Source organism: Stutzerimonas balearica DSM 6083, assembly GCF_000818015.1.
GTDB lineage: Bacteria > Pseudomonadota > Gammaproteobacteria > Pseudomonadales > Pseudomonadaceae > Stutzerimonas > Stutzerimonas balearica.
The window spans coordinates 1094493-1112036 of the sequence record NZ_CP007511.1 but is presented as its reverse complement, the minus strand read 5'-3'; the positions used below and the strand labels follow the sequence as shown (position 1 = coordinate 1112036).

General features: G+C 59.9%; 15 protein-coding genes and 2 tRNA genes. 11 read left to right on the top strand and 6 right to left on the bottom strand.

Annotation, left to right across the window (positions count from 1 at the left end; genetic code table 11):
- Window positions 1–29: 29 nt before the first annotated feature.
- The 11 genes from CL52_RS05050 (at window position 30) to CL52_RS20570 (ending at window position 9111) form a co-directional block, all read left to right on the top strand.
- The gene (locus CL52_RS05050; RefSeq protein ID WP_043218913.1) at window positions 30–1760 is read left to right on the top strand and encodes a tetratricopeptide repeat protein; all 1731 of its coding nucleotides are present in this window, start codon (window positions 30–32) and stop codon (window positions 1758–1760) included.
- 3 nt (window positions 1761–1763) lie between these two features.
- Complete coding sequence (gene lolB, locus CL52_RS05045; protein ID WP_043218909.1) at window positions 1764–2384, top strand: lipoprotein insertase outer membrane protein LolB; 621 nt, start codon at window positions 1764–1766, stop codon at window positions 2382–2384.
- Window positions 2384–3247, top strand: a complete 864-nt coding sequence (gene ispE, locus CL52_RS05040) for a 4-(cytidine 5'-diphospho)-2-C-methyl-D-erythritol kinase (RefSeq protein ID WP_043218908.1) — start codon at window positions 2384–2386, stop codon at window positions 3245–3247. The genes lolB and ispE overlap by 1 nt, the downstream gene beginning before the upstream one ends.
- Before the next feature lie 18 nt (window positions 3248–3265).
- Window positions 3266–3340, top strand: a tRNA-Gln gene (locus tag CL52_RS05035).
- Window positions 3341–3389: 49 nt separating this feature from the next.
- Window positions 3390–3464, top strand: a tRNA-Gln gene (locus tag CL52_RS05030).
- A gap of 78 nt (window positions 3465–3542) precedes the next feature.
- Entirely contained in the window at window positions 3543–4484 is a 942-nt protein-coding gene (locus CL52_RS05025; RefSeq protein ID WP_041107585.1) for a ribose-phosphate pyrophosphokinase, read from the top strand.
- Between the two features lie 108 nt (window positions 4485–4592).
- Entirely contained in the window at window positions 4593–5207 is a 615-nt protein-coding gene (locus CL52_RS05020; RefSeq protein WP_041107491.1) for a 50S ribosomal protein L25/general stress protein Ctc, read from the top strand.
- 31 nt (window positions 5208–5238) lie between these two features.
- Window positions 5239–5823 carry an aminoacyl-tRNA hydrolase gene (pth, locus tag CL52_RS05015; RefSeq protein WP_041107494.1) on the top strand — a complete coding sequence of 195 codons (585 nt, stop codon included), beginning with the start codon at window positions 5239–5241 and terminating at the stop codon, window positions 5821–5823.
- A 24-nt stretch (window positions 5824–5847) separates the two neighbouring features.
- A complete protein-coding gene (gene ychF, locus CL52_RS05010) occupies window positions 5848–6948 on the top strand; it encodes a redox-regulated ATPase YchF (protein ID WP_043218907.1) in 1101 nt (366 codons plus the stop codon).
- A 221-nt stretch (window positions 6949–7169) separates the two neighbouring features.
- Window positions 7170–8366 (top strand): tyrosine-type recombinase/integrase, encoded by a 1197-nt coding sequence (locus CL52_RS05005; RefSeq protein WP_043218905.1) that lies wholly within the window; start codon window positions 7170–7172, stop codon window positions 8364–8366.
- Window positions 8344–9111, top strand: a complete 768-nt coding sequence (locus tag CL52_RS20570) for a hypothetical protein (protein ID WP_185833527.1) — start codon at window positions 8344–8346, stop codon at window positions 9109–9111. The genes CL52_RS05005 and CL52_RS20570 overlap by 23 nt, the downstream gene beginning before the upstream one ends.
- A gap of 16 nt (window positions 9112–9127) precedes the next feature.
- Here CL52_RS20570 and qatD read toward each other — a convergent pair whose 3' ends face one another.
- The 6 genes from qatD to CL52_RS04975 are packed head-to-tail and all read right to left on the bottom strand — an operon-like array spanning window position 9128 to window position 17538.
- The gene (gene qatD, locus CL52_RS20565) at window positions 9128–9865 is read right to left on the bottom strand and encodes a Qat anti-phage system TatD family nuclease QatD (protein WP_073651910.1); all 738 of its coding nucleotides are present in this window, start codon (window positions 9863–9865) and stop codon (window positions 9128–9130) included.
- Window positions 9865–11127: a Qat anti-phage system QueC-like protein QatC gene (gene qatC, locus CL52_RS04995; RefSeq protein WP_043218901.1), complete on the bottom strand. Its 1263-nt coding sequence runs from the start codon at window positions 11125–11127 to the stop codon at window positions 9865–9867. Before qatC ends, qatD begins: the two co-directional genes overlap by 1 nt.
- A complete protein-coding gene (locus CL52_RS04990) occupies window positions 11124–11987 on the bottom strand; it encodes a Qat anti-phage system associated protein QatB (protein ID WP_043218899.1) in 864 nt (287 codons plus the stop codon). Before CL52_RS04990 ends, qatC begins: the two co-directional genes overlap by 4 nt.
- Window positions 11987–13828: a KAP family P-loop NTPase fold protein gene (locus tag CL52_RS04985; RefSeq protein ID WP_043218897.1), complete on the bottom strand. Its 1842-nt coding sequence runs from the start codon at window positions 13826–13828 to the stop codon at window positions 11987–11989. Before CL52_RS04985 ends, CL52_RS04990 begins: the two co-directional genes overlap by 1 nt.
- Window positions 13829–13853: 25 nt before the next feature.
- Entirely contained in the window at window positions 13854–16952 is a 3099-nt protein-coding gene (locus tag CL52_RS04980; protein ID WP_043218896.1) for an HsdR family type I site-specific deoxyribonuclease, read from the bottom strand.
- Between the two features lie 31 nt (window positions 16953–16983).
- Window positions 16984–17538 carry a virulence RhuM family protein gene (locus CL52_RS04975; protein ID WP_167650324.1) on the bottom strand — a complete coding sequence of 185 codons (555 nt, stop codon included), beginning with the start codon at window positions 17536–17538 and terminating at the stop codon, window positions 16984–16986.
- Window positions 17539–17544 lie beyond the last annotated feature (6 nt).

Below are 17544 nucleotides of genomic sequence, written 5' to 3'. Positions count from 1 at the left end.
GCGACCGCATTAAAGCCGCCCCCGCACCTATGAATAGACTCCTCGCCCTCTCTGCCCTGCTGTTTCTCGGCGGCTGCCAGACGCTACTCCACGACGAGCCGCAAAGCGGCCCGCCGGTGCAGGAGCAGTCCGAGCCAGGCCCGGCCCGCTCTTCACAGGCCGCTGCGGGCTCGTTCAGCGAAGACACGCTGTATGCGCTTCTGGTGGCCGAGCTGGCAGGCCAGCGCAACCGCTTCGACATCGCGCTGGGTAACTACGTCCAGCAGGCGCATGCGACACAGGATGCAGGCGTCGCCGAGCGGGCGTTTCGTATAGCCGAATACCTGGGAGCCGATCAGGCGGCGCTGGACACCGCCCTCGTCTGGGCGCGCAACGCACCGGAGAATCTCGACGCGCAGCGGGCCGCCGCCATCCAGCTGGCCCGCGCCGGGCGCTATGAAGAATCCATGGGCTTCATGGAAAAGGTGCTGCAGGGCCAGGGCAGCACTCATTTCGACTTCCTTGCCCTGTCGGCTGCCGAAAGCGACCCGGACACACGGGCCGGGCTGCTACAGAGCTTCGATCGCCTGCTGGCGCGCAACCCTGGCAACGAGCAGCTCGCGTTCGGCAAAGCCGTACTGCTCCAGCAGGACGGTCGCCAGGAGGAGGCGCTGAGCCTGCTTGAACAGCAAACCAGCGAGCAGCAACAGGTCCCGTCGATACTGCTGCGCGCCCGCCTGCTGCAGAGCCTGGACCGCAGCAAGGAGGCCCTGGCCGTGCTCGAGCGGGCGCTCGAACAGTACCCCGAAGACAAGCGCCTGCGCCTGACCTACGCACGGCTGCTGGTCGAGCAGAATCGCCTGGAAGCGGCAATGGGCGAATTCGCCACCCTCGTGCAGCAGAACCCCACCGACGATGACCTGCGCTTCTCCATGGCACTGGTCTGCATGGAAGCCGAAGCCTGGCGCGAGGCCATCGTCTACCTCGAAGAGCTGGTCGAGCGTGGCAGCCATGTGGATGCCGCACAGTTCAACCTGGGCCGGGCCTATCAGGCACTGGGGCGCACGACCAAGGCACTCGCAGCCTTCGAGCAGGTCGGCCCGGGCAATGAATACCTGCCGGCCAAGCTGTTGCAGGCGCAGCTGCTGTTTGGCGCCAAGCGCGACCGCGAGGCCTCGACCGTACTCGCCAAGGCCCGGGACGAGCAGCCCGACTATGCGATCCAGCTCTACCTGATCGAAATCGAAGCACTCTCCGAGCATGACCGGGTCGAACAGGCCTGGACGCTTGTCGAGCACGCCCTGGAGGCCTACCCGGACGATCTGAACCTGCTCTATACCCGTGCGATGCTGGCGGAAAAGCGCGGCGACCTGGCCGGGCTCGAACGCGACCTGCGGGCGATCATCGAACGCGAGCCGGATAATGCGATGGCGCTCAATGCGCTGGGCTACACCCTCGCCGATCGCACCGACCGCCATGAGGAAGCGCGGCGCCTGATCGAGCAGGCCTACCAGATCAACCCTGACGACCCCGCCATCCTCGACAGCCTCGGCTGGGTCAACTATCGCCTCGGCAACCTGGACGAAGCCGAGCGCCTGCTGCGTCGTGCCTATGCCGAATTCCAGGACCACGAAGTAGCCGCCCACCTCGGCGAGGTGCTCTGGGCGCGCGGCAAGCACCAGCAAGCCCGCAAGCTCTGGAGCGAAGCTCTGAAAAAGCAGCCCGACAGCCAGATCCTGCGCGACACCATCCAGCGCCTGACCGATTCGGAGAAGCCCTGACCCATGCCCCTGTTTCGCTACCTGCTGCCCGCGCTTCTCAGCCTCCTGCTCGCCGGTTGCGCCGGCATCGGCCCGCGCGAATCCGTCGAGGGCGCCGGCAATACGGCGGACTGGCGTCACCACAAGGCCCAGATCGCCAGGATCGATGGCTGGCAGATCAGCGGCAAGATCGGTATTCGCGCCCCGCAGGACTCAGGCAGCGGCACCCTGTTCTGGCTACAACGTCAGGACTACTTCGATATTCGTCTGTCCGGCCCGCTCGGTCGTGGCGCCACCCGCCTGACCGGACGGCCGGATGCCGTGACCCTGGAGATCGCCGGCCAGGGTCGCTATCAGGCCGACTCGCCCGAAGCACTGGTCGAACGCCAGCTGGGCTGGCAGCTGCCGGTTTCCAACCTGCTTTGGTGGGTTCGCGGCCTGCCCGCACCGGACAGCCGCAGCCGCCTGAGCCTGGACGGCGCGAGCCGCCTGGCGCGCCTGGAGCAGGATGGTTGGCAGGTCAACTACCTCGCCTACCGCAACGAGGACGGCTACGCACTGCCCGAGCGCATACGCCTCGAGGGCCGCGACCTGCAGGTCACACTGGTCATAAAGGACTGGCAGCCGCGCCAGTTGGGCCGCTGATGCCGACGCCCCTCACCCTCCCGGCGCCGGCAAAGCTGAACCTGATGTTGCACGTCCTCGGCCGGCGCGAGGACGGCTATCACGAACTGCAGACGCTGTTCCAATTCCTCGACCATGGCGACGAACTGACCTTCGCCAGACGCGAAGATGGCCAGATTCGACTGCTCAGTGACCTGCCGGGCGTCGATCACGAGAGCAACCTGATCGTCCGCGCCGCCCGTCTCCTTCAGCAGCAAGGTGATGATGTACCGGGCGCCGACATCACCCTCGTCAAGCGCCTGCCCATGGGCGGCGGTATCGGTGGCGGCAGCTCCGATGCCGCGACCACCCTGCTCGGCCTGAATCGGCTCTGGAATCTGGGGCTCGACCTGGATCGCCTCGCGCAACTGGGCCTTTCGCTTGGCGCCGACGTGCCGGTCTTCGTACGGGGCCATGCGGCATTCGCCGAAGGGGTCGGCGAGCGCCTGCAGCCCGTTGAGCTGCCGGAGCCGTGGTATCTCGTCGCCGTACCGCAAGTCTCTGTTAGTACAGCAGAAATTTTTTCCGACCCGGAGTTGACACGTAATACCCCGCCAATTACAGTTCGCAGCCTTCTTGCAGGGGGTGGTCATAACGACTGCCAGCCGGTCGTCGAGAAGCGTTACCCCCAGGTGCGTAACGCGTTGAGCCTATTGAACAAATTCGTTCCGGCTCGGATGACTGGCACTGGAGCTTGTGTGTTTGGGAGCTTCCCAAACGAAGGCGAGGCTGATAAAGTCCGCCGCCAACTTCCAGCCACTTTGCCAAGCTTCGTGGCGCGAGGCAGCAACGTTTCGATGCTGCACCGCATGCTCGAGAAATTGGAGCAGGAAGGGGATGCCTAGCATCCGGTTGTACGTTACAGGGGCGTCGCCAAGCGGTAAGGCAGCAGGTTTTGATCCTGCCATGCGTTGGTTCGAATCCAGCCGCCCCTGCCATTAACCCCTTCGGGAAACGTACAGCTGCAGCGCATCCAGTTGACATCACAGGGGCGTCGCCAAGCGGTAAGGCAGCAGGTTTTGATCCTGCCATGCGTTGGTTCGAATCCAGCCGCCCCTGCCATATTCCCGAAGCTGTTCAAGAGCTCGCCTTTTGAACAGCTTTTTATTCATCGGACCCACCCTCAGGCAGGTACTGCGCGTGTCCAAGATGATGGTCTTCACGGGGAACGCCAACCCCGACCTGGCACGGCGCGTCGTGCGTCAGCTGCATATTCCCCTCGGTGATGCCTATGTCGGAAAGTTCTCCGACGGCGAGATCAGCGTAGAGATCAACGAAAACGTTCGCGGCAAGGATGTCTTTCTCATCCAGCCGACCTGCGCGCCGACAAACGATAACCTGATGGAACTGGTGGTCATGGCCGATGCCTTCCGCCGCTCCTCGGCGACTCGCATCACGGCTGTCGTGCCCTACTTCGGTTATGCGCGCCAGGATCGCCGCCCGCGTTCGGCCCGCGTACCGATCAGCGCCAAGGTCGTCGCCGACATGCTCGACGTCGTCGGAGTCAACCGCGTACTGACCGTCGACCTGCACGCCGACCAGATCCAGGGTTTCTTCGACATGCCGGTGGACAACATCTACGGCTCGCCGGTGCTGGTGGACGACATCCAGGCCCAGCGCTTCGAGAATCTGCTGGTGGTCTCGCCCGACATCGGCGGCGTGGTCCGTGCCCGTGCCGTGGCCAAGTCGCTCGGCGTGGATCTGGCAATCATCGACAAGCGTCGACCGAAGGCCAACCAGTCCGAAGTCATGCACATCATCGGTGACGTCGACGGTCGTACCTGCATCCTGGTCGACGACATGGTCGATACCGCCGGCACCCTGTGCCACGCCGCCAAGGCGCTCAAGGAGCACGGGGCGGCAAAGGTCTACGCCTACTGCACCCACCCGATCCTGTCCGGTCGCGCCATCGAAAATATCGAGGGCTCGGTGCTCGACGAACTGGTGGTCACCAACACCATTCCGCTGTCTGCCGCCGCGCAAGCCTGCACCCGCATTCGCCAGCTGGACATCGCGCCAGTGGTGGCCGAAGCGGTCCGCCGCATCAGCAACGCCGAATCGATCAGTGCGATGTTCCGCTGAGGCGGAGCGCGCACCGATGTATGTGCCCCGCATCCGCGGGGCTTTTTGCCCAACAGCCCGCGCGCTGGTCGCAAGCGCCACGGGACCTGTTGTTACTGGAGAACTGAAATGACCGATTTCACCCTGAATGCCCAAGTGCGTTCCGACCTGGGGAAAGGTGCGAGCCGCCGCCTGCGTCGTAACGCCAGCCTGGTTCCCGCCGTGATCTATGGCGGCGACAAGGCCCCGCTGTCCATCAGCATCCTCGCCAAAGAGCTGGCCAAGCTGCTGGAAAACGAAGCGTCGTTCAGCCACGTGCTGAGCCTGAACGTCGACGGCCAGAACGAGTCCGTGCTGATCAAGGCACTGCAGCGTCATCCGGCCAAGAGCTTCGTCCTGCACGCCGACTTCGTTCGCGTCGTTGCCGGCCAGAAGCTGACCGCTACCGTTCCGCTGCACTTCATCAACCAGGAAAGCTCCGTGGGCGTGAAGCAGCAGGGTGGCGAAATCCTGCACAACATCAACGAAGTGGAAGTGTCCTGCCTGCCGCAGGATCTGCCTGAGTTCATCGAAGTCGACATGGCCAACGTCGAAGTCGGCCAGGTCCTGCACATGACCGATCTCAAGCTGCCGAAGGGTGTCGAGCTGGTTTCCCTGGCCCACGGCAGCGACCTGCCGGTTGCCAACGTTCATGCTCCGCGCGTGAACAAGGATGACACCAAGGAAGAAGGCGCTGCCGAGTAATCTCGCGCACGCCTGAGGAAGGGCCCCTGTCGTGACTGCCGTGAAACTGATCGTCGGCCTGGGTAATCCAGGCCCTGAATACGACCAGACCCGGCATAACGCGGGGGCCCTTTTCGTTGAGCGCCTGGCGGCCCGCGAGGGCGTGCACCTGGGTGCCGACAAGAAGTACTTCGGCCTGGTCGGCAAGTTCAGCCACCGCGGCGAAGACATTCGCCTGCTGATTCCCACCACCTACATGAACCGCAGCGGTCAGGCGGTGGCGGCATTGGCTGGCTTCTACCGTATTCCTCCCGAGTCCATCCTGGTCGCCCACGATGAACTCGACATGCCCCCCGGCGTTGCCAAGCTCAAGCTCGGTGGCGGCCATGGCGGGCACAACGGGCTACGCGACATCATCGCCAAGCTCGGCAACCAGAACGGCTTTTACCGCCTGCGCCTGGGCATCGGCCACCCCGGCCACGCCAGCCTGGTCAGCGGTTACGTGCTCGGTCGCGCGCCGCAGGCCGAGCGCGAAAAGCTCGACGCCAGCATCGATTTCGCGCTGGACATCGTGCCGGAAATCCTGGCCGGCGACTGGACGCGCGCCATGCAGCGCCTGCACAGCCAGAAGGCCTGAACCTAACTCCGAGGCAAGATCACCATGGGATTCAACTGCGGCATCGTCGGTCTGCCCAACGTCGGCAAATCCACCCTGTTCAACGCGCTGACCAAGTCCGGCATCGCAGCGGAGAACTTTCCGTTCTGCACCATCGAGCCGAACAGCGGCATCGTGCCGATGCCCGATCCACGCCTCGACGCGCTGGCCGCCATCGTCAAGCCGGAGCGGGTAATCCCGACCACCATGGAGTTCGTCGATATCGCCGGCCTGGTCGCCGGTGCCTCCAAGGGTGAAGGCCTGGGCAACAAGTTCCTCGCCAACATCCGCGAGACCGACGCCATTGCCCACGTGGTGCGCTGCTTCGAAGACGAGAACGTCATCCACGTCGCCAACAGCGTCGACCCCAAGCGCGACATCGAGATCATCGACCTCGAACTGATCATGGCTGACCTCGACAGCTGCGAGAAGCAGCTGCAGCGCGTCGCCCGCACCGCCAAGGGCGGCGACAAGGAAGCAGTGGCGCAGAAGGCGCTGCTGGAAAAGCTGATCCCGCACCTGACCGAGGGCAAGCCGGCCCGCTCCCTGCTGAAGAACTTCAGCGACGAAGAGAAGCGCCTGGCCAAGTCCTTCCACCTGCTGACCACCAAGCCGGTGATGTACATCGCCAACGTCGCCGAGGACGGCTTCGAGAACAACCCGCACCTGGACGTGGTCAACGCCATCGCCGAGGAAGAAGGCGCCATCGTCGTGCCGGTGTGCAACAAGATCGAGGCCGAGATCGCCGAACTGGACGATCTGGAAGAGATGCAGATGTTCCTCGAGACCATGGGCATGGACGAGCCGGGCCTGAACCGCGTGATCCGTGCCGGTTACGAGCTGCTCAACCTGCAGACGTACTTCACCGCCGGGGTCAAGGAAGTCCGCGCCTGGACCGTCAAGGTCGGCGCCACGGCTCCGCAGGCCGCCGCCGTGATCCACACCGACTTCGAGAAAGGCTTCATCCGCGCCGAAGTCATCGCCTATGACGACTTCATCGCCTACAAGGGCGAAGCCGGCGCCAAGGAAGCGGGCAAATGGCGCCTGGAAGGCAAGGAGTACATCGTCAAGGACGGCGACGTGATGCATTTCCGCTTCAACGTCTGACCCAAACAAGCCATTTCTCAGGATTTCACAAGATTACTTTGAAGCCCTGAAGCAGCGACAGAACCCCGGAAAATCCGGGGTTCTTCGTTTCCATGGGTTGCATGAGATCGCCCGGCCTTGCCCGCGGAAAGTGACTACGTAGGTGTATACGAAAATTAGACCTAGCAAAATAAGGTGTATATGATCCATCCATCACCCCTTCTTGCCGACCCCGTGACACCATGCTTACAGATGCTCACTGCCGTGCTGCCAAACCGAAGGAGCAGCTCTACCGCCTGAATGACCTTCGCGGCCTTTACCTTGAAGTGAAGCCCAATGGGGTGAAGGCTTGGCGCTACCGCTTCAAGCTGGGCGGCAAGGGGTCGTGGTTCGCGCTGGGCGACTACCCTGCCGTCAGCCTTGCCGAAGCGCGGGACAAGTGCGAGGAAGCGCGGAAGCTGGTCAAGCAGGGCATCAACCCCGTCCAGCACCGGCAGCTTGAGCGCCTCAAGCGCGAAGAGGATTCCGCCAATACCTTCGAGACCGTCGCCAAAGAGTGGCTGGCTCTGCGGGACTGGGAGGACATCACCAAGAAACGCCGCCTGGACATGCTGGAGCGGGTGGTCTTCCCCAGCATCGGCAAGCTCCCGGTGCGCGACATCACCCCTGCGCACGTTCTCGACATCCTTACCAAGACCGTGAAACGCGGTGCGCCGACTGTCGCTGCGGAAGCCAAGCGCACCATGTCCGGTGTCTTCGAGCTGGCAGTTGCCACCTTGCGGGCAGACAACGATCCCGTCTGGCCCGTCCGCAAGGCTTTGCCCGCCAACAAGACGCAACACAAGACGGCACTGACCACCGCGCAGATCGGCAAGCTGCTCAACGACTTCGACAACCACCGTTGCGGCTATCAGGTCAATTTCTGCATCCAGTTGATGTGGTGGACACTGGCGCGTCCCAGCGAAGCGGCAGAAGCGGAATGGGCTGAATTCGATCTCGATGCCGCGCTTTGGACGATCCCAGCCCGGCGCATGAAAGCCCGCCGTGAACATGTAGTGCCGTTGCCAACGCAGGCCGTAGAGATGTTGCGCCGCCTGCACGCCATCAGCGGTGATCGGACGCACCTATTTCCCGGCAGGGATGACCGCAACAGGCCGATGTCGGTGCATTCGATCCGGCAGGCGCTCAAGGTGCTGGGCTGGAGCGGCACCTACAGCCCGCACGGCACCAGATCCACGGGCAGCACCCGGCTGAATGAAATAGGCTATCGCGCCGACGCCATCGAAGCGCAGCTTGCCCATGCGGAACCCAACTCGGTACGCCGCACCTATAACCATGCCACCTACCTCGAAGAGCGGCGAGACATGATGCAGGCATGGGCAGACAAGCTCGAAATCTGGAAGCGGGAGAGCACAGGTGAAGTCAGTAGAACACAGTGAATACCTGCCGGACACGGAGGCAGGACGCTCACTATTCAGAGAGCGCCTGATTGCAAAAATTCAGCAACATCGCGATTTCAAGGCGCTGCCACAAGAAACTCAGTCGAGCTTCTTTGAGGAATTAGCTGAACTCACCCTCTTCGGCACCAACAACTGTTCGGTGGAGACACATAGCCCTAGGATACGCAAGCTCGAAAAACTGGCCGATAGTTATCGCCGGGTTGCCAATAGCATTGCACTGCTTTCGGAAATAGATGAACTGCTGCTCGATGATGCCTTTCAACACAGCATGCCTTTGCAACAGCAAAAGAAACTGATGCGACAGCTGGCTGCTGATATTAATGGCCTGATAGGCGCTATGCGTCAGACGCCCGCTGGCACATCTGAGCGGTTTTTGCTACGACTGCAGGGCGCGATCTTTCTGAAGAAATTGGAAAAGCTGGGAGTCGCCTGCAAGATCAACAATGATTTTCAGAAAATCGACCAAGATGATGTGTCGCACCGCGAGGAAAGCGAGGGCGTGCAACACTTTCTGCCGGATCTTTCGCAAAGTATGACTCTTGCCATGCTCTGTACCATGCTGACTATCCTCAACAATGGCCAGGTCGTTGAATGGAGCCATTGCCGAAGGCTACTAAAGGAAGGCAAAAAAGCGCTTGCTTTTGAACGTCGACTCGCTGAATCACTACCAAGATCAGACGAGTTATTAGTGTTAAAAAACCAAATTCTCCAACATGGCCAATGATGCTAAAAGCTGGAAATTAGTATTGCCGTATTAGTCTCAAAAGACGATGAGAGTTTTCGCTCAGCAAAATTGCTGCTTCCTGGGTGGAAATGCCCCATGCTTGTCCTAGGTGCCTAGCTGTGAGGTCTGCGCTCCAGGGTGGAACTGGCTTGTCATCGACCTGTGCAAACGGGCCGTCACTTTCGGGAACAACAAAGTGCCGCGGTAGCTTCGCCGCCAAAGCCCGGCCACTACTCGATGCAAATGCCGCCGGCCCGATGCTGAACCAGCAGCCACGCTCTTCCGCAGCTCGCAGCTCCTTCACCGTCCCTGTGAACCAGTGCATTACTGCGGTTCCAAATCTGGCATGTCGATCCAAAACAGCCAGTACGTCATTTACAGCTTGGCGTGAATGAATGCTGAGCACACGACCGCCCAGTGCCGAGCTACGTTCAATGATGGCCTCAAATAGGCCGCGCTGAACATCGTAGCTCTTGCGGTAGCGAGACGAGCCATCAAGGCCCACTTCGCCAACGGCTGTGACATCGCCCATTTGCGTCAACAGAAGGTCGAGCTCGCCGGCACGCTCGTGCGCAATCTCTGGATGAAGTCCTGGGGTGACGAGTACATTCGCTGCGCCGGTAAGCACACGCGCAGTCGCAACAAAGGCCTTTGGGCTGGTAGTCACCAGCCATGTGAATTCATTCTTTTGCGCAGCTTCCTTGAATACCTCGCGAGCGTTCGGATAGAGGTCAAGGTGGCAGTGGAAATCCATCACAGTACGCCATCCCTCTGTAGCAAGGCTTCAAGCTCATTCAGGCCATTAGCAAGTACGTTCCTGTATGCCAATCTGGCAGCGGGCTCGGCAAATGCCAGAGAGGCCCCCAGGAATCGGTCCAAGCCCTTCTGCCGGGCCGTGAGTACGGCAAGGGCTGCAGCCATCGCGTCATCAGGTCCGCTAGTCTTGTTCGCGTCGGCCAACGAGCGGTGTACGTACTCGGTTGTATCGCGGGCAGGGTCCCAGGCGATAAAAGCGGCTTTGCGAATCATGCAAGGAACACACCGGCCGCAGTGCTTTCGGTTGTAGGTGCGAAAACGGCCGCAACTCGTGGAGTCCGCCGCCAACTGCTGAAGCAGAGGCTGGTTGAGACACTCGTTGAGCATCTGGCCTTTGGTTTTGAACTGATAGGGAAGTTCAAGCCGAACAGGCACATCCAATCCGTCCAACACGCTCTGCAACATTGCGATGAACTGCGGGTGCGTGGTCCGGGTGCTCAAACTAGAGACGCGTCCTGGCACCAAAGGCGGATTGATGCAAATGAATCCATTTTCTGGAACAAACACCTGGACAGGATCGGCGGCAACCCGCGAGGCAGCCAGCACCGCGAACGCGTAAAAGGCCAGAGACCGAGCGCGCGTTGAAGTCTCACGTTGGCCGCTAAAGCTGATCCCATGGCTCCATTGCCAGTGAGACCCCACACCGCCAAGCTGCGCTGCGTAATTCCTCTGACGCTGAGAATCCTCATGGGCCAGCTGCGACACAAACATCGGGCGGCGACCTTGTGCAACGAGGTCTATCCCCCCGATGAGGCTATCGAGGCCGCCTGATAGCAGGGACACGCAGTCGTGCGCAGTCGCGACGGGCCTGCCATCCGGTGGCGCTGCTCCGCCAGCTACGAAATGGAGCTTCCAGTAGTCGCCAGTGAGAACCTTGAGAAGTGCTTCAAGTTGTTCTTGGAAAGGCAGCCAGCGCAGTGGCTCATGCAGGCCGACAGTGAGCTCAATCACGCGCGTCCAGCCATCCGCACTCGTGCTTCGAAGACAGGCCAAGTCGGCGGCGCAAACTGCTAGGCAGAACTGAACGAAGTCCCAGACCTGAGCGCTCGGTGCGAACCCGCGCCGCTTCAACGAACCTCGCCATCCTTTCGCGATGGTGCCAACCCCAGGGCGTCGGGCGCTCTTGAAGTAGGTAAATGCGAGTTCTCCAGCATCGAGGTGCGCAGGCAAGAAGTCAGGTGTTGTACATAGAACTTTCATTCGACAAATACCTCAAGGGTTGAGGCCAAGACTTCACTGGCAAGTCGTTGATGGTCAATCCCGCGTGGTCCTTGTCGGTCAAGAACCACCTTGACTTGCGCGTTGACATATTCCTTGATGTCGTTCCGATACAGCTGGATTTGCCGCGTGTCGAACTTAAGCTTCTCGTATGTTTGACCCAGTTGCAGGTCAACGCGATTACATAGGTCGTTGGCGACGATGTAGCCGATGAGGTCGCCGATTTGTGCATCTGTCAGATTGAAGATGTCGACTTCAGGGGCTACCTCATACAGCTGACCAAGCGCTTCTGCCGCAGCGTTCCGAATGGATTCTTCGTCGACACTTCCTGTGTTCGGAAGAACTTCTTTGACCACCTCCAGGACGAGGTCGTTTGCTGAAAGGTTCTGGGCGCGAACCCGATGGACCCAGTCGACAACTCGTGGGTCCGTGGCATCCCGTGCGGACGCAAGAAATTGCCCCAGTTGGCCGGCCCCCTGAGCCGTCGCTCTCATGGTGGCCGCTGCTCGTCGCGGGCCGCCCATTCCCTTGCTGACCATGCTCTTGGTCGCACTGCGCAAAGCTTCGCGCCCCCCGCCACCAAGGAATGCCGACATGCCAGAACGTGCGGGTGCAAAACGGCGATCAGGTGCTAGTGCAGGCCCGGTCACATCACCTTCTTCACCGCCAGCCGCGTCGCCCTGCCCGTCAGCGTTGGCGTCGTTGGCATCAGCTGTAGGAGGGCCTTCGCCATCACCAGGCGCAGGACTGTCTCCGCCATTGCCGCCTTCGGGCGGCGACAGCCACTCAGGATCAAATGGGGAGCGGGAGCCACCACCTTTGCTTGATGTTGACGTTCCCATCAGCGCGCTCCTTTCCTGGCTTGTTCAATGGCTTGCTTGACCGGTCTGGAAGCATCACCGGAGGCATGCCACTGATCGAGCACAGGGCGAGCCCACGTCTGCTCATAAAGGAGAGGGACGAGCCCTGGACCGACCTCCTTGATGGGCGCCTGGGCCAGCAACGCGGCGGCCTTTGCACCAAGGTCAGGAAAGATCTTGGAGATTTCCAGCAATGGCACAACATCTTCGGTTTGTCGCCAGTTTCGCTTTGGTGACTTCAGCTGCCACACCTTGGCCATTACCGCGTCAGCCTGACTCATTCCAGCTGCTCGAATTGCCTGTGTCAGCGGCTCATTTGCGCTGGTCGCAACCATCAGCGCATCCCGCAAAGCACGGCCTTCGGTCGTCAAGCTGTCGTCACCGAAGTCCCGCATCGCGGAGTCCCTGCTCAGGTGGAGCAATGGGCGCAGGTCCATTTCGCCGAGCGCAGGCGCAAGCCCAAGCCACTCCCTATGGAAGAACTCATCCTTGAAGGGCTCAGGCAAGGCTCCACCTTCTCGGGCGGCCTGTTCAGCCAGTCGAATGGCATCAACACGTCCTTCCGTCGCGGAAGTGACCCGGCCTGCAAGTGCGTTTGCCAAGGCTTCGTCGCAGCGCTCCAACAGGTGCCATTTGGCCAAAGCCTTGAGGTCCAATTCAATCCCCTGAGGCTTGGCCAAGGCTGACCGGAGAAAGACAGTGTTGAGGAACCGCTTCATCAGGCGCGGATTGGCGTTTACCTTGCTCGAACTCGTGAGCAGCGGTGCCAACCCCTCGGCCAATTCCATCAGCTCGACCAAGTGAGCGTTCTGAGGGTTGATGAGGCCCTTCAAAAATTCCAGCGTCACCGCATCACCGCGCCAACTGGTCTTGAGGCGTTCAGCGACGGCCTGAACCGCGCGAGTGAACTGACCATCGACGAACTGGCCGTCAGCAACGGCCCGCTCCAGCAGCAACAACGCCAGGTAGGCCTTTGCCTCGTTCACCCCTAGCCTTGGCACATGCAGCGGGACCTGGATAAGCTTGTCGAAGTAGTTCGTCGCAACCTCATCGCTGATGCCCGTCCCCGCAAAGTGCACTCGCACAGCACCTCGGATGAACTCGTTGTCGGCAGCGACAACAAACGCACTGCGTTTCAGGAACAGCAGCAGGCGAATGGACTCAAGTGTCGAAATGGCCGTCTGCGGGAGACAACGATCAAGGTCGTCCACGAACACGACAAGGGTAATCTTCAGCTCCTCCAGAAGCTCCTCAAGTGCGTCTCGAAATGCCTGAATTTCGCCTGGTAGAGAGACCGGCTCGGCAGGCTTCAGTACCCCCCAATCCTCATCCTTCTCGGCCCGGTCGTCGCCAGCCTCTCCCTGTTCGTCGCTCAAGCCAAACTTTGCGAGCGCACGTCCAATCAAGCCAATCGGAATGCCTGTGGCGATCGTTGCCGCCGCTTCGCCCCCGAGTTGAACAACTCGCAACAGATTGATGCGCTGAAGAAGCCTTTTGGCTTTCTTCACCAGTCCCTCGTCAGCGGCAGCTCGGCGCAACACTTCATCACCGACCATTTGAAGAAGAGCACTACGTGCGCCCTCAAAGTCCTGATACAGCCAAGGATTGAAGGTGACCACCACGTACGTATTCTTGTCGGGATCTGCGTCGACGTTCAGCCGTGACGCGACCATGCGTACCAATGAGGATTTCCCAACGCCCCAGCCGCCGGATACGCCAATAGAAATGGGCTGGCCGTTGGCCTGCTGCAGAAGCTTTGCGCAGGCATCCGCAACGACGCCGAAGTTCAAGTAGTCCGTGGTTGTTTCGTTGTCATGCCACATGTTCTCCTCCCTGATAATCGAGTGCTTATAGTTGCCCGCCTACACCCTTGAACTTCTCAACAAAGGCAGCGATCTTCTGGAAGACAGTCTGCTTCTTGGTCAGGAATTGCGGGTTCAATGGGCTCATCTTAGGCAGAACCGCATTGAGCTCCGTGCCATTCTCGGTGGCGAACTCGCGCTTCAGTGAGTTGGTGATATAGCGTTTGGCGGCTTCTGCGTTCAGGCCCTCGTCGCTAATCAGCTCTGCAGCCTCTCGCTGCTGTTCCGCTTGAGCGAAAGTGAAGAAGGCCTCAATTACGCTGGCCTTGTCGCCGATCTGGTCCAAATCGGTCTGGTTGATGAAGTCCACCACCAGACTTTCTTTCGCGCGGTTGCCCAGGCTGGCGCGAATCACACGCCGCACTTCATCCACCAGCTCAGACTTGCTTTTGGTCTTCTTGTTGTGCTCGAAAATCAGTTCCAGGATGTAGTCCAGGTTGATTTCCTGAGACTTCAATAGGTCCACCTCAAAGACCACGTCATCCCAGTCGATGGTGGATTTGTCTTTCTCGTCCCCTGCCTTCTGGCGGCGTAGCCAGTCACGTACGTCGTTGTAGGTCGAGCGGTAGTCCTGAATTTTCCGCTCTGGCGGGAGCTTGATCGCTTGCAGTGCGGTCAGATCTTCATCGTTCAAGTAATGCTTGGCCTTGAACGCTTCTACTGCGGCGGGGTCCGTCAGATCGACGCTCTGCAACGCCTTCAGACTGGCAAATTCGTCATAGTTCTGCAGCACGTTCTCGACGCGCAGATACTCGCCGAACAGTTTGACGAAGGCCTTCTTGTCCGCCTCCTTCTCAATGGCAGCAGGGTCGGGGAAGCGTTCTTCCAGTTCCCGCACCACATCCATGAAGCCCCGGCGCGCCTCTCCGGTGGCCGCATCGGTGAAGCCTTCCATGTACTCCTTGTAGCTCTTCTCCAGCACCACATTCCTGGTGTTCTTGTCACCAAACAGGGTGATGGCATCGATGGTCGCCTGCTCCAGGTCGCGGAAGGTGACGATGTTGCCGAAGGTCTTGGTGGCGTCATAAATGCGGTTGGTGCGCGAATAGGCCTGCATCAGCCCGTGGTAGCGCAGGTTCTTGTCGACAAACAAGGTGTTCAGCGTGGGCGCATCAAAACCGGTCAGGAACATGCCGACCACAATCAGCAGATCGACATCCTGTTCTTTGACGCGCTTGGCCAGGTCGCGGTAATAGTTCTGGAAGCCATTGCTGTCCACACTGAAGTTGGTCTTGAACAGCGCGTTGTAGTCGGCGATGGCCGCGCTCAGGAACTCCTTGGCGCTGCTGTTCATGGCCGACACATCAAAGCTCTCGTCCTGGATATCGCCAATCGCATCCTGCTCCTCGTTGGCAGCAAACGAGAAGATGGTGGCCACCTTCAGCGGCTTGTCGCTGTTCTTCTGCAACTCCCGGAAGCACTCGTAATACAGCTTGGCCGCATCCACGCTGCTGACGGCGAACATGGCATTGAAGCCCTTGTTGCCCGGTTGCAGGCGGTGGGTCTTCTGCCGGAAGTTGTTCAGGATGTACTGGGTGATCTCGCGGATGCGATCCGGGTGCAGCAGGGCTTGCCGGTTCTCCGCCGCACTCAGCTTCTTCTCGTCCTGTTCGGTCTCGATGGCCTTGAATTGCGGGCGCACATCGTTGTAGTCCACCTTGAACTTGAGCACCTTTTCGTCGCGGATCGCATCGGTGATCACGTACGCGTGCAGCTCACGGCCAAACACGCTGGCCGTGGTTTCGGCGCCCAGTGCGTTCTGCGGGAAAATGGGCGTGCCGGTGAAACCAAACTGGTAGAACCTCTTGAACTTTTTCTTCAGGTTCTTCTGGGCCTCGCCAAACTGGCTGCGGTGGCACTCATCGAAGATGAACACCACCTGCTTGCCGTAAATGGGCAAGTCGGCCTCGCTCTTCATCAGGTTGTTGAGCTTCTGGATGGTGGTAACAACGATCTTGTTGTCGTCCTTGTCCAGGTTGCGCTTCAGGCCCGCCGTGCTGTCCGAGCCGTTGACGCTGTCCGGCGAGAAACGCTGGTATTCCTTCATGGTCTGGTAGTCCAGATCCTTGCGGTCCACCACGAAGAACACCTTATCGATGAAGTCCAGCTCCGTGGCCAGGCGCGCTGCCTTGAAGCTGGTCAAGGTCTTGCCGCTGCCGGTGGTGTGCCAGATATAGCCGCCGCTTTCCGTGTTGCTCCAGTTCCTGGCCTGATAGCTGCTCCTGATCTTCCACAGAATGCGTTCCGTGGCGGCGATCTGATAAGGCCGCATTACCAGCAGCGTATTGCTGACATCGAACACCGAGTAATGCAGCAGCACATTGAGCAAGGTGTGCTTCTGGAAGAAGGTGGCCGTGAAGTCCTTCAGGTCCTTGATCAGCGTGTTGTCCGCCTTCGCCCAGTTCATGGTGAAGTCGAAACTGTTCTTGTTGCGTTGCGTGGTATTGGCAAAGTAACGGGTGTCGGTGCCGTTGGAGATCACGAACAGCTGCAGATACCTGAACAAGGAATGTTCGCTGTTGAAGCTCTCCTTGCTGTAGCGATGCACCTGGTTGAAGGCTTCCCGGATCGCCACGCCGCGCTTCTTCAGCTCCACCTGCACCAGCGGCAGACCATTGACCAGAATCGTCACGTCATAGCGGTTGGCATGACTGCCCGTCTGCTCGAACTGCTTGATCACCTGCACCTTGTTGCGGGCGATGTTCTTCTTGTCCAGCAGGTAAATGTTCTGGATGCGCCCATCGTCAAAGATAAAGTCGTGGATGTAGTCGTCGTGAACCTTGCGGGTCTTTTCAACGATGCCCTCGCTGGGCTTGTCCAGCCAGGTTTCCACAAAGCGCAACCATTCGCCCTCGGTGAACTGAACGGCGTTGAGTGCCTGCAGCTGCACGCGCACGTTGGCCAGCAAGGCTTCGGGCGTCTTGATGGACGAGGCGAACTCGTATCCCTGATTGACCAGATCCTGGATCAGTTCGCGCTCCAGGTCGCTTTCGCTCTGGTAGCCCTCGGCAACCTTCCATTCCCGCTCGTATTTGTCCAGAACAATGAAATTCCGGGACTCGGCGATGGTCTTGTAGTCACTCATTCTTCGGCGCCCTTCCTTTGCAGCAGCTTTTTCACGGTGCGATCGAAATCAGATTCGATGCGATACTGCATTCGGCAAAAATGTCGGTGATCTGCTGATAAATCCGCCGCTCGCTGGGACGGATCGAACGCACCCGCTCCAGCAGTTCGCGGAAATAGTCCTTGCCAAAGTAACGGCCATTCTTCAGCCGCTCATCATCCATGGCAAAACCCTTGATGATGTATTCCTTGATCAAGGCCGTAGCCCAGATGCGGAACTGCGTTGCCTGCGCCGAATTGACACGGTAGCCCACCGAGATCACCGCATCGAGGTTGTAGTACTGGGTCTGGTACTTTTTGCCGTCTCCGGCAGTTGTTTCCAAAATGGAAATAACTGAATCCGGGTTTAGCTCATTGCTTTCAAAGATGTTTTTCAGGTGCTTGGATATGGCGGGGACACCTACGCCAAACAACTCCGCCATGCGCTTCTGGGTCAGCCAAATGGTCTCGTCGGCGAGCAGAACCTCCACCTTGATCGCGCCATTCGGCGCGGTGTAGAGCAGGAATTCCGTGGTTTGGTCGCGCAGTGTGAGCGGGTGTCTTGGCATGGGGCG

Excerpts from the sequence above, each read along its gene's own strand:
- lolB (WP_043218909.1), top strand. The coding sequence starts at position 1,764 with ATGCCCCTGTTTCGCTACCTGCTGCCCGCGCTTCTCAGCCTCCTGCTC.
- CL52_RS05005 (WP_043218905.1), top strand. The coding sequence starts at position 7,170 with ATGCTTACAGATGCTCACTGCCGTGCTGCCAAACCGAAGGAGCAGCTC.
- CL52_RS04980 (WP_043218896.1), bottom strand. The coding sequence starts at position 16,952 with ATGAGTGACTACAAGACCATCGCCGAGTCCCGGAATTTCATTGTTCTG.
- CL52_RS05020 (WP_041107491.1), top strand. The coding sequence starts at position 4,593 with ATGACCGATTTCACCCTGAATGCCCAAGTGCGTTCCGACCTGGGGAAA.
- qatD (WP_073651910.1), bottom strand. The coding sequence starts at position 9,865 with ATGGATTTCCACTGCCACCTTGACCTCTATCCGAACGCTCGCGAGGTA.
- CL52_RS04975 (WP_167650324.1), bottom strand. The coding sequence starts at position 17,538 with ATGCCAAGACACCCGCTCACACTGCGCGACCAAACCACGGAATTCCTG.
- qatC (WP_043218901.1), bottom strand. The coding sequence starts at position 11,127 with ATGAAAGTTCTATGTACAACACCTGACTTCTTGCCTGCGCACCTCGAT.
- CL52_RS05050 (WP_043218913.1), top strand. The coding sequence starts at position 30 with ATGAATAGACTCCTCGCCCTCTCTGCCCTGCTGTTTCTCGGCGGCTGC.
- CL52_RS04985 (WP_043218897.1), bottom strand. The coding sequence starts at position 13,828 with ATGTGGCATGACAACGAAACAACCACGGACTACTTGAACTTCGGCGTC.
- CL52_RS04990 (WP_043218899.1), bottom strand. The coding sequence starts at position 11,987 with ATGGGAACGTCAACATCAAGCAAAGGTGGTGGCTCCCGCTCCCCATTT.
- ychF (WP_043218907.1), top strand. The coding sequence starts at position 5,848 with ATGGGATTCAACTGCGGCATCGTCGGTCTGCCCAACGTCGGCAAATCC.
- ispE (WP_043218908.1), top strand. The coding sequence starts at position 2,384 with ATGCCGACGCCCCTCACCCTCCCGGCGCCGGCAAAGCTGAACCTGATG.